At 34.4% G+C, this 12,766-nt stretch carries 10 protein-coding genes; 8 read left to right on the forward strand and 2 right to left on the reverse strand.

Annotated elements, in window-relative coordinates:
- Positions 1–7 precede the first annotated feature (7 nt).
- Complete coding sequence (locus E1J38_RS13490) at positions 8–1,831, reverse strand: cation:proton antiporter (protein ID WP_133357368.1); 1,824 nt, start codon at positions 1,829–1,831, stop codon at positions 8–10.
- A gap of 107 nt (positions 1,832–1,938) precedes the next feature.
- On the opposite strand from E1J38_RS13490, the gene E1J38_RS13495 reads away from it, so the two are divergent.
- The 8 genes from E1J38_RS13495 (at position 1,939) to E1J38_RS13530 (ending at position 12,355) form a co-directional block, all read left to right on the forward strand.
- Entirely contained in the window at positions 1,939–2,787 is an 849-nt protein-coding gene (locus E1J38_RS13495) for a universal stress protein (RefSeq protein WP_133357369.1), read from the forward strand.
- On the forward strand, positions 2,784–4,988 hold the full coding sequence (locus E1J38_RS13500; RefSeq protein ID WP_133357370.1) for a SulP family inorganic anion transporter: 2,205 nt from the start codon (positions 2,784–2,786) through the stop codon (positions 4,986–4,988). Before E1J38_RS13495 ends, E1J38_RS13500 begins: the two co-directional genes overlap by 4 nt.
- A 223-nt stretch (positions 4,989–5,211) precedes the next feature.
- Entirely contained in the window at positions 5,212–6,075 is an 864-nt protein-coding gene (locus E1J38_RS13505; RefSeq protein WP_133357371.1) for an MBL fold metallo-hydrolase, read from the forward strand.
- 12 nt (positions 6,076–6,087) lie between these two features.
- Positions 6,088–7,698 (forward strand): S8 family peptidase, encoded by a 1,611-nt coding sequence (locus E1J38_RS13510; protein ID WP_133357372.1) that lies wholly within the window; start codon positions 6,088–6,090, stop codon positions 7,696–7,698.
- A gap of 120 nt (positions 7,699–7,818) precedes the next feature.
- Entirely contained in the window at positions 7,819–9,675 is a 1,857-nt protein-coding gene (locus tag E1J38_RS13515) for a M1 family metallopeptidase (protein ID WP_133357373.1), read from the forward strand.
- A gap of 65 nt (positions 9,676–9,740) precedes the next feature.
- A complete protein-coding gene (locus E1J38_RS13520; RefSeq protein ID WP_133357374.1) occupies positions 9,741–10,916 on the forward strand; it encodes a tyrosine-type recombinase/integrase in 1,176 nt (391 codons plus the stop codon).
- Positions 10,917–11,050: 134 nt separating this feature from the next.
- The gene (locus tag E1J38_RS13525; RefSeq protein WP_186525874.1) at positions 11,051–11,752 is read left to right on the forward strand and encodes a hypothetical protein; all 702 of its coding nucleotides are present in this window, start codon (positions 11,051–11,053) and stop codon (positions 11,750–11,752) included.
- A gap of 165 nt (positions 11,753–11,917) precedes the next feature.
- Complete coding sequence (locus tag E1J38_RS13530) at positions 11,918–12,355, forward strand: hypothetical protein (RefSeq protein ID WP_133357376.1); 438 nt, start codon at positions 11,918–11,920, stop codon at positions 12,353–12,355.
- Between the two features lie 183 nt (positions 12,356–12,538).
- On the opposite strand, the gene E1J38_RS15170 is transcribed toward E1J38_RS13530, so the two are convergent.
- A partial coding sequence (locus E1J38_RS15170; RefSeq protein ID WP_222428243.1) for a hypothetical protein occupies positions 12,539–12,766 on the reverse strand: 228 nt, incomplete at its 5' end.

Consider the following 12,766-nt stretch of genomic DNA (forward strand, 5'->3'; position numbering starts at 1 on the left):
CATATTTTTAATCATCAAAAGGCTTTCCTAGGTAAACTAGTTGAAAGCCTTTTTCTATTTTCATAGACTTGCTATAAGAAGATATAATTTCAAGAATACCTTTATTATCCTTTACCAGTAAAGGAATTATGTCCTCGTCATTATTGGTGATTTCAATCAATGCTTCGTAGTGTTTTCTATCTTTAAGTTCTATTTCGTGTATTACTGGGTATTTTAAAGCCACCTCAGTTAATGAATTAAAATCATCGGTATGCGAAAAGAGTCCTTCTTTAGGGGTGCTATCGGGCTTACTCATTTCATCAGCTGTTAATAATCTAAACGACCCATTTTCTCCAAACTGTTCGCTAAATTTATTAATGGCATAATTATTTATATCGGCACTTCCTGTAAGTGCCATTAAAAACCCAACATCATTCAACTCTATGTTATCTTCAAGTTTTACAGAATAAATATCGGTATTAATAGCTTCCAGCCCCATATCTTGAGCTTCTTTTACATTGTATTGGTTACTATCAATAAGTACCACATGCCTATTATTATCAACTAAATACTTTGCAATAATTCTAGCCACAGGAGAAGCTCCTACAATTAAAACACCATATGAATGCTTTAAAAACACCCCAATCCATTTGGCAAAATAGCGTGCCGTAGTGGCGTTTAAAAGCACAGTTCCAAGCACTACCATAAAGACAAGTGGTGTTATATATTCTGCTCCAGGAACGCCTTGGTTTGCAAGTTTACCGCCAAATAACGAGGCTATACCCGCAGCTACAATACCACGAGGCCCTACCCAACTAATAAATAGTTTATCGTTTATTTTTAGTGTAGATTGGGTAGTACAGATAAAAACGGCTAAGGGTCTAATTATAAATACAATAGCTGCAAAAAGTATGACGGTATTCCAGTTGTAAAGCAGTAATAAATCTTCCATATTCATATTGGCTGCCAACAAGATAAATAGGATAGAAATAAGCAACACACTAAGTGATTCTTTGAAATATAAAATTTCCTTAATATTTTCCAATTTACCATTACCCAAAACCATTCCCATAACTACAACAGCTAGTAAACCAGACTCATGGGCAAAAATTTCAGACTCTACAAAAACCAATAGTACCGTAGATAAAGACACCACATTGAGTAAATAATGCGGAATTAATTTCTTATTGATTACAAAAGCCAAGGCATGCGCAAATGTAAATCCAAAGGTCGTACCAAAAAGCAAAATTTTACCAAATTCAATAAGTGCGGTTTTTGTAAAACCACCCTCACCACCAACGCTAATAAATTCAAACACCAATACAGCTACCAAAGCCCCAATAGGGTCAATTAAAATACCTTCCCATTTTAGAACCGTAGAAATATCCTTTTTTAACGGAATATTTCTTAAAATGGGTGTAATAACGGTTGGGCCTGTAACAATAACTAAAGCTGAAAACAGAAATGATAACTCCCAATTTAGATGGAAAACAAAGTGGGCTAATACACCTGCCCCAAAAAAAGTGATGGCAGAACCCACTGTAATTAATTTTGTAATTACGGGCCCCAAACTTTTAATTTCTGCCCTTTTTAAGGTTAAGCCACCTTCAAAAAGAATAACACTTATAGCTAAAGAAACAAAGTAATATAAACCTTCACCTGGAAATAAACCTTTTTCACCATTCCATACGGGCTCAATCCATTTTTGACCATCATCACTTAGGTACTCTGCAGCTATAGGGCCTACAAACAGCCCAATTAATATTAACGGTAAAATAGCTGGAATCTTAAATTTCCATGCAAACCATTGCGCTAAAATTCCAAGAATTATTATTCCGGCAAGTTCTAACATATAAACGTTTGTTTTATGAAGTCACTAATTTAAGTAAATCCAATCAATTTTGTCCTTTTTAAAAAAATACTATCTTTCAACTTTATAAAAACTAACTACTAACAATTTTGTCCTTAAAACCATTCAAAACCATTGGTATGGGTGCTGCTTTTTCTCCCAATTTAAAAGCAAACCTTTATGAAGCTGCTCGTTTATCGCTTTTTTTTAATTGTAAATTGGTTTTAATTCATGTGGGCGAAGCTTCCGAAGACAAAACAAAAACACTTAAAGTTTTTTTGAATGCTTTTAAAAAAGACCATTTAAATTATGAAGTTGTTTTTAAACCTGGTGATCCGGTAGCGTCTATTTTATCTGCTACTAAAGAAAAACATATAGATCTTTTGATTCTTGGGGCAGTTCAAAGGGAGCGTTTTATCACATATTATGTAGGATCTATAGCCCGAAAAATTAGCAGAAAAGCTCAATGCTCAATATTACTACTAATAAAACCTTCGGTTGAAAGAGTGCCTTGTCAACATATTGTGGTTAACGGACTTAAAGACCCCAAAACAGAACAAACTATTACAACCGCTTTTTATGTTGGCAAACAACTAGAGACTGAAAAGATAACCATTGTTGAAGAGATTGAACAAGATCAAATACCTGTAAAGGTTGATGATGACAAATCATTAAGGAGAGCCAACATAATGAAAGAACGAATTAAACTACGTGAAAACTCTAGAATTAAAGAGATCATTGAGCATATTCCAGAAAAGTACACCAAAGATGTAACAATAAAATTGCAAGCTATTTTTGGAAAACAGGGCTACTCCATTGGTCATTATGCCCAAGTATCCAGAGCAGATTTATTGGTAATGAATGCCCCTAGTAAAATGACGTTTTGGGATAGACTTTTTCCGCATGATATAGAACATATTTTAACCGAACTCCCAACCGATGTCCTAATTCTTCAATGAGTCCGAAAAAAAATAACATAAAAGAATTTTTTAAGGCCTTACCCAAAAATATATTTTCGGGCTTTGTGGTTAGTCTTATTGCTTTACCTCTTGGGCTGGGTTTAGCTATGGCTAGTGATGCACCCCCAATAGCCGGTATTATTGCAGCTATTGTTGGAGGTATTGTGGTCTCTATTGTTGGAGGGAGTCATATTACCATTACGGGTCCGGGTAATGGTTTGGTAGGCGTACTTTTAGTGGCTATTACAACTTTGGGCTTAGATAGTGCTTATGTAGCTATTGCCTGTTCAGGCGGGTTAATAATGCTACTAGGGTTTTTTAGAATGGGTAAACTGGCCGATTTCTTTCCCTCTTCGGCCATTCAAGGTATGCTAGCTGCCATAGGACTCATCATTCTTGGAAAACAGTTTCATATTATGTTAGCTCATAAAATAAAACGAGAAGACACCTTAGATTATCTTATTGAGATTCCGTTCACAATAAATGATGCTGTTCATTATGAAAATAAAGCCCTCATATATGCTGCTTTAGCAGGTATTTTAAGTTTGGCTATTATGCTATTTTATGCCAAACTTAGAAACAAGTTTTTTCAACTAATTCCCGCACCCATGTGGATTGTTATTTTATCTGTAGGGTTTAGTTATTACTTTGAGTTAGTCTTGCACGAAGACAATCCTATTTCGCGCCAATATATGATTTCTGGCATTCCAGAAATTCAGGAAATTATTGCAGATATCCATATGCCAGTGTTTTCAAAAATTGGAACAACTACCTTTTGGACCAGTGTTTTTGCTATTACTTTAATTGCCAGTATTGAATCCCTTTTAAGCATTAAAGCAGTTGATAAACTAGACCCCGAAAAGCGTCGTTCCAATGTGAATAGAGATTTAAAAGCTCTAGGTTTAGCAACTATAGGGAGTGGTTTTTTAGGCGGGTTAAATGTGGTAACCGTAATAGCGCGCAGTTCTGTAAACGTAAATAATGGGGCAACAAATAGATCCTCTAATTTTGCACACGCCTCCTTTTTGGTGCTATTTATTGTACTATTTAGTACACAATTAACTCGTATTCCGTTACCAGCACTTATGGCTATTTTGGTTTACACGGGTTACAAACTAGCCTCGCCAAATGTTATCAAGAAAATTTTCTCAATAGGAAAAGAGCAACTCGTTATTTTTTTTGTAACCCTTTTTGTTACCCTTAAAGTGGGCCTTATTACGGGTATTTTTGCTGGGGTTTTAACCACCTTTATCATTCACATCATCCTTAATAAAGGCATATTGTTGTTTGTAAGAAATGTTTTAAAACCCAATGTATTAATGTATCAGGAGGCTGAAGGAGATCACAGCTTTTATGTAAGTGTTAAGCATTTTTGTAGCTTCTTAAATTATTACAAACTAAAAGACAAACTAGATAACATCCCCGAAGACCATGACGTTATTGTGGATTTCTCACTTTGTGGTTTTGTAGATCATACTGTTATGGAAAATATGCATGACTATCAGGAACTGTTTAAAAAAAGAGGCGGGCATTTTGATGTAATTGGTTTAGATATGCACGATACCGATTCTAAGCACCCTTTTGCTTTAAGACGATTGCTTCCCGTGCCAAACATTATTAAAAATAATTTAACCAGACGGCAAACCAGTATGGAAGAGCTGGCTAACAATTATGGCTTAAAATACCACTCTGAAAAACAAAAAGAAGTAGACCATTTAAACAGTTTCTTATTTTTTAACACCAAGCATATAGATCATATATATAACCAATTAACCTTTGAAAAAGGAGGTATCAATCTATTTGATATTGAATTTTCTGAAGGTGAATTTATAGCCAAAGAGGTTATCAGGTCTACCATGTTATATATAAAACTTGATGTTTTTATTCCAGAGTTTACATTAGACAGAGAAGGCTTTTTAGAACGTGTTTATGCTTTTGCTGGCTTTAAGGATATTCCTATCCAAGACCACTCTGATTTTTCTAGAAGATTCTTCCTCTTAGGTGATAATGAAGCAGCCATTAAAAAACTTTTTAATGACGATTTAATTCATTTTTTTGAAAGTAATCCGTATTATCATGTTGAGTCTAACAGATCTGCTTTATTAATATTTGGTAAAGAACGATTGGCCAGCATTAAAGAAATTAAAGGGCTTTTTGATTTTGGAAAACGCCTTAGAGACGTTATTTGCACTATGCTATAAAAAAATATAGGTTTTTGTCAAAAAAAAAACTGACTTTTTACCGAAATACAGACTGTTTTTGCTTTAAAATTTCTTAATAAATTCTTAACTTTTCTTAGGAATCGTTTAAGATTTCTTAATTTTACTCGCTAAGTGAAAGTTTATTGCTCCATGAGCTATTTTAACATTAAAAACACCTTCAAAAATAAGTGTTTATAACTACTTTTCGCTGAGAAAAAATACTATGACGCTGTATCCAATAAATGCTGGAAATTTTAAATTAGATGGTGGCGCTATGTTTGGCGTGGTTCCTAAATCATTGTGGCAAAAAACAAATCCTGCCGATGCCAATAATATGATTGATATTACAGCACGCTGTTTGCTTATTGAAGACGGTGACAGATTGATTTTGATAGACAATGGTATGGGCCATAAGCAATCAGATAAATTTTTTGGATATTACCACCTTTGGGGAGATGATTCTCTAGATGGGTCTTTAAAAAAATACGGTTTCCATAGAGATGATGTTACCGATGTGTTTATGACCCACTTGCATTTTGACCATTGCGGAGGAAGCATTCAATGGAACAAAGACCAAACGGGTTATGAGCCCGCTTTTAAAAATGCTCATTATTGGAGTAATAAAGACCATTGGCAATGGGCTACCCAACCAAACCGTAGAGAAAAAGCCTCGTTTTTAAAGGAAAATATTCTGCCTATGGAAGCCAGTGGCCAGCTTAAATTCACTGCAATTCCTAATAGTGATACGCTAAAAAATTCCGCATTGGGCTTTGATATCCTTTTTGTTGATGGCCATACTGACAAACAAATGTTGCCCATGATACAATATCAAGGTAAAACCATTGTATTTATGGCAGATTTAATACCCACAGTAGGACACTTACCGCTTCCATATGTTATGAGTTATGATACCAGACCTCTGTTAACATTAAACGAAAAAGAAAAATTTTTAAATAATGCAGCAAATAATGGGTATTACCTGTTTTTAGAACACGATGCCCACAACCAAATAATAACCTTAAAACACACAGAAAAAGGGGTAAAACTTAATAACGTTTTTAGCACCCAAGATATATTTCAAAATTAAACAAAGCACACTATGAGAACATTAAAAGTGTTAAGCATTTCGGCATTTTTAGCCATTATTATTTTAAGCTGTGGATCAGCCAATATCATTTCAACACCTATTGAAAATGTTGATAAAAATCCATTAAAAGTTTCAGAATTAACGAAGGCCGAAAAAGAAAATTGGGGGCATTTAGATTTAATTAAAGATACCATCCCCGGTATGAGTGTTGATAAGGCTTACGCCGAAATTATCAAAAATAGAAAAGGAAAAAAAGTTATTGTAGCCGTTATAGATTCTGGTATAGATATAGACCATGAAGATTTAGACGATGTTATTTGGGTAAACAAAGATGAAAAACCCGGTAATGGCATTGATGACGACAATAACGGATACATTGATGATATTCACGGTTGGAATTTTTTAGGAGATGGCTATGATGAGCAATTAGAGTTTGTTAGAATTCTAGCTAGTGGTGAAACCAGTCATCCAGACTACGATAGAGCTCAAGCCGAATACAACAAAGAGCACGCCAAATGGAGTGAGCGTAAAATGCGCTACGAGCAAATACTTACCCAAGTTAAGAGTGCCCATGAAACTTTAACTGACCATTTTGGAAAGAAAGACTACACCAAAGAAGAGGTAAATGCCATTGAAACTGAGGATAAGGGGTTACAGCAGTCTGTACAGTTAGCAAAATATATGTATAGCAATGAATTAGAATCATTAGAAGCAGCTGTTAAAGAGCTAGAAGATGGTTTAGTAAGTATTAACGATCGTTTAAACTACAACTTAAATAAAACATTTAATGGACGCGTTAATGGCGATGACCCCAATGATTTTACAACCAAATACTACGGCAATGGCAACGTAAAACCCGTAAAAAAAGACGAAAGTCATGGCACACATGTAGCAGGTATTATTGCGGCAGAACGCAACAATGGTTTAGGGGCAAATGGCGTTGCAAATAACGTAGAAATTATGTGTGTTAGAACCGTACCCAATGGTGACGAGTATGATAAAGATGTTGCTTTATCTATACGTTATGCGGTAGATAATGGTGCCAAAGTAATTAACGGTAGTTTTGGTAAAAGTTTTTCACCCCACAGTGCTTATGTGAGAGAGGCAATTGCCTATGCCAGTGATAATGATGTGGTATTTGTACATGCTGCCGGAAATGACAGTAAAAATGTTGATACAGAGCCTAATTTTCCTGATGACAATGTAGATTATGTTGAGGTTTCAAACACCTATATTAGAGTAGGTGCTTTAGCGCCCAAATATGGTTCTAACATGTTAGCTAGTTTCTCAAACTACGGTAAGAAAAATGTCGATATTTTTGCTCCGGGAGCTTCGGTTTATTCTACCACGCCAGAGAATGAATATATGACTAAAGGCGGTACCTCAATGGCAGCTCCTGCAGTTGCTGGTATTGCAGCCTTAATTCGTTCGTATTATCCTAATTTAAGTGCTGCTCAGGTAAAGCAAATTATTATGGATTCTGGTTTGCCCATTAATACTCGAGTTATTGTTGGTGGTAATAGTGATGATATTAAACCTTTTTCAGAGGTTGTAAAATCTGGTAAAATAGCCAATGCCTACAATGCCTTAATTATGGCATCAAAGGTTTCACAAGCTAATTAAAATTAATTCTGTAACCCAAAACTGTCAGACTAAGCGCAGTTTGAGTCTTGTTTCAGGGCCTCATAATTCATGTTTGAGATGCTGAATTAAGTTCAGCATGGCATAAAATAGTATTTATAAATGAATCGTTTTCTTTTCGCGTTTTTAGGTGTATTTTTAATCTGGTCTTGTAGTAGTTCTAAGGAAACTGTGGAAACTGCTCCAACGGTACCTACCCCGCCACAAACCCCTTCTACTTCTAAATTGGTTTCTACGTATTGGCAACAACATGTTGATTATAAGATGGTTATTGATATGGATGTAAACACGTATCAGTATAAAGGCACCCAAACTTTGGTTTATACCAATAATTCACCCGATGTTTTAAATAAGGTATTTTATCATTTATACTTTAATGCCTTTCAACCAGGAAGCGAAATGGATGTGCGTTCTCGCACCATAGCAGATCCAGATGGCAGAGTAAAAGACCGTATTAGCAAGCTACAACCCGATGAGATTGGCTATATAAATGTGCTTTCGTTAAATCAAAACGGTACAGCTTTAACCTATAAAACGGTAGGCACCATTTTAGAAGTTGATTTAGCAAGACCAATTCAACCGGGAGAAAAAGTTACTTTTAATATGGTTTTTGATGCTCAGGTGCCCGTTCAGATTCGTCGTTCGGGGCGTAACAATAATGAAGGTGTAGCCTTATCAATGGCACAATGGTATCCTAAATTGGCAGAGTATGATTTTGAAGGTTGGCATGCAGACCCCTATATAGGTAGAGAATTTCATGGTGTTTGGGGTAATTTTGATGTAAAACTTTCTTTAGATAAAACCTATGTAGTTGGTGGTACTGGATATTTACAAAACCCTAACCAAGTGGGCCATGGTTATGAAACAGCAGTGGTAACACCTACTAACGGAAACAAATTAACTTGGCACTTTGTAGCACCCAATGTTCACGATTTTACTTGGGCGGCAGATCCAGATTATATACATGATACAAAGCAGGTTCCTGGAGGGCCGTTGTTGCATTTTTTTTACAAAAAAACCATGCCCCAAGCAAAATTGAATAACTGGAAAAAATTACAACCCAAAGCGGTAGAACTCATGCAGTTTTACAGTAATCATATTGGCTCCTATCCTTACAAACAGTATTCCATTATTCAAGGGGGTGATGGTGGTATGGAATATGGTATGTGCACACTAATAGCTGGTGAAGGCGAATTTAATGGTTTGTTTGGTGTTACGGCTCATGAAATGGCGCATTCTTGGTTTCAGTTTTTATTGGCTACCAATGAGCTTACAAATTATTGGATGGATGAAGGTTTTACAGAGTATTTTGGTGAACTTGCTGAATGTTATATTTTTAATAAGCCGTTTGAAAAACCTACCCAAAGGGTTTATGATATTTATTATTATTATGTAGATTCTGGACATGAACAACCACAAACTACACATGCCGATAGGTTTAATTACAATCAATCTTCGGCTATTTCGGCCTATTATAAGGGGTATGTATTCTTAAATCAGTTAGATTATGTTATTGGCCATGAAAATTTTGAAAAAACTATAAAATCCTATTTTAATGAGTGGGCGTTTAAACACCCTACACCCAATGATTTTATTAGAATAGCAGAAAAGAATTCTGGTTTAGAACTAGATTGGTATTTAAATGATTGGACCCGAACCATAAACACCATTGATTATGGCGTAAAATATGTAGAAGGCAATACCATTACCTTAGAGCGCATTGGCCTTATACCTATGCCTATAGATTTAACTGTTACTTATACTGATGGCACTACTCAAGATTTTTATATTCCATTACAAATGATGCGTGGCGAAAAACCAACCACTGCAACCATTATTCCAGATTGGGCTTGGGCGTACCCAACATATACCTTTAAAACATCAAAAGCGGTTCAAAGCATCATCATTGACCCAAAAGATATGTTGGCCGATGTAAACAAAAGCAACAATAAAAAGTAGACTCTTATCATAATATTTAAAAAACTATAGTAGTTATTTTGTATTATTTTACATATATTTATTATATGTATAATAATAAGCCTGCTGTAGTTCTTGAAAACAAGTTGCATAGAAATGCTGAGCAAATATTAATTAAGTTTGCTTATAATGAATCGCTTATAGCTATTGTTAAAGCCATTCCTGGCGCTCTATGGAGTACCCGATTAAAGAGTTGGTATACCCCGCTTTCAGCAAAAAATCTTAACCATATAAAAGCAGCCTTACAACCAGTAGCATTGGTAAAAGATCAGGTTGTATTTACCCAATTGAATAGTAGCAGACATCAAAAACGAAAGCGTGTTCTTAACGAAAGTTCTAGAAAAATATTATTGGGGTATATGCAATATTTAAAAGGCAAACGCTACAGTGATAGTACTGTAAGAACCTATTTAACTTTAACAGCAGATCTTATTGAGTTTTATAATGATGTTGATATTATAAATTTAAACAACCGTAGTGTAGAGGTGTTTATAGAACAAGTTATGGTGCCAAAACAATATGCTATTAGCACACATAGGCAATTTATAAGTTCATTAAGGCATTTTAAAGCCTACTACCCCGAATGCCAGATAGATGAATTACAATTAGAGCTTCCTAAAAAAGACAAGTTGCTTCCAACGGTACTCTCAAAAGAAGAGGTTATAGATTTAATTAGAACTACTGCCAACTTAAAACACCGCTGCATTATTGCTTTACTTTACGCCTGCGGACTGCGCATTGGCGAATTAATTAACTTAGAACTAAACCATATTGATATAGACAGAAAACAGTTATTTATTAAAAAAGCAAAAGGCAGAAAAGACCGTTATGTAATTCTTGCCGATTCGTTTTTACCATTATTAAGTAATTATTTAAGTACCTATATGCCATCTTTTTATTTATTTGAAGGACAAGGTAAAAATAAATATAGTGCCGAAAGTATCCGCTCATTTTTAAAGCGTAGTTGTAAAACAGCGCGTATAAAAAAACGTGTTACACCGCATACATTACGGCATAGTTATGCCACCCATCTTTTAGAAAATGGTATAGACATTAGGTATATTCAAGAACTTTTAGGACATGCTAGACCCGAGACCACTATGGTATATACTCATGTTACCAAAAAAGATTTACTAGATATTAAAAGCCCATTAGATATTGCTGTAAAAAGCTTAAAACTTAGCAATGATAATGCCCCTTTATTGAAAAGTAGAAATTTGTAAATTTTTTATGACAAAGACGAAAATAAATTTATATTTTTAACTTATAAATCCAATATGAAAGTTTGTTTATACCGCACAATTTCACAGAATAAACAAACCTTTTGATTGGATATAACACGTTGGCTGTAATTGAAATGAAACAAACTTTATACTTTATAATACTAACCGGACTTTTAAGCTGTCAGAACTCTGAAAAGAAAGTTGAACTGAAAAGTAAAGACTGTAATAACACAAAACTTGTGAGCTACATTTATCCGATTAGCAATTTTACTAATGAAAAAACTTTTGTCTACTCTTTAAAATCGAATAGTGAATCTAAAACTGAATTGTTTAAAAAAAGATATTCATTAAAAGTTGATAAAGATTCTTTACTTTTTAGTGTTACAGAAAACTCTCAAGGAATAGTAACTGACTCAACTATATTTACTCTGACCAATGGAATTCCGAAAGTTCTAGAATCTTTCACAAGAGTAGATGTATATCCCGAATTGTTACCAACCAAGGATTCTATCGTTGGAAATAGATTTTGTGAATTCGGAACTTTTGGAAATTCATTTGAGTATGAAATACCTTTTAATGGTAAAATGGTTTCAAGAAAGTTTCAGGGACATACAACTCATAAAGAATACGTGAAAAAAGTGTTTAATGGAATAGAATATAACTGTGCAATAATGGAATCACGAAAAACATTGACAGCTGAATTTAATGGGCAAACGGAAAAATTAAATGGAACTTGGACAGGTTGTACTTGCGAAGGTTTGGGAGAACTATATTCGACAACTAAAACCGAAAATGGAATGGTGATTGAACACAAACTTGAAGAAATAATTGAATAAAAAACAACTACAGCCAACAATGTATAACCGCAATTACGGCGGATTCGACTACGTCCGAATCCACTCGGAATTGCTAACGTCTGTTCTAAACCGAAAAACATTAACTTTAAATCCGTAACTGACGGTTATACGAGACCGTTGTGTTTAATTTAAAAACCACGATAGATGAAAGAAAGTGAGGAAAATATTGAATTATATTATGCAGACCCAAGAATAATTAGGTTTGATGTCAACACTTCTTTTTTAGATAAAAAAATTCAGCCTCTAGGAAGTTTAAATATGGTCGTAGAACCAAAATGTTGGCAAAAAGAAAAACCAGAAGACAAAATATTAATAATGTTGCGCTTTAGAGCAAGCATAGTTAATTACAATGTAAACACTGAAGTATTTGGATGTGTTTATGAATTTATCGCAGGAGTTGTACCTCAATATAATGAAATTGATATAGAAGGCATCAAGGAATATGTCGGTGACGCGTTTTTAAACTTCCAAACTTATTTTGAACAAAACGTTCCAAAAGAAATAAAACACATAAGATTTGACACGGATGTGGATAAAGAAGAATTGTCAGTTAGGTTACTAGATTTAGTCTATAAAGGGTAGTTTTTATAGACAGCAATGGAATCTCCTTCGATTGGTTTAATGCTTTTAATACGCTCCAATTCGGAATTAGAAAGGAATTTAACTTTTGTTTTTGACTTGTTAGACCAAACGAATTTACCATTTGCGAAATACTGTTCTGACATAAAAAAACTAAACACAACACAGGCTATAATTCATTGCTTTTTAGGGCGTACTTTGAAAATTACAGACCACCATTGTTTTTCGTTGACCTAATTTTTTAACGGCTCGACCACGCAACGAAATCATAGCCAAACCGTTGCCATTCATTGGCGGAACGCACTCAAACTGAAAATAAAAAATGAAAAAAGTATTAAAAATAATTTCTACAATATCTATTATATTATTTGGAATCTTATGGATTTCAAGCAAATTTGATTTCTTGACCGAATA

Source organism: Seonamhaeicola sediminis, from assembly GCF_004358095.2.
Taxonomy (GTDB): domain Bacteria; phylum Bacteroidota; class Bacteroidia; order Flavobacteriales; family Flavobacteriaceae; genus Seonamhaeicola; species Seonamhaeicola sediminis.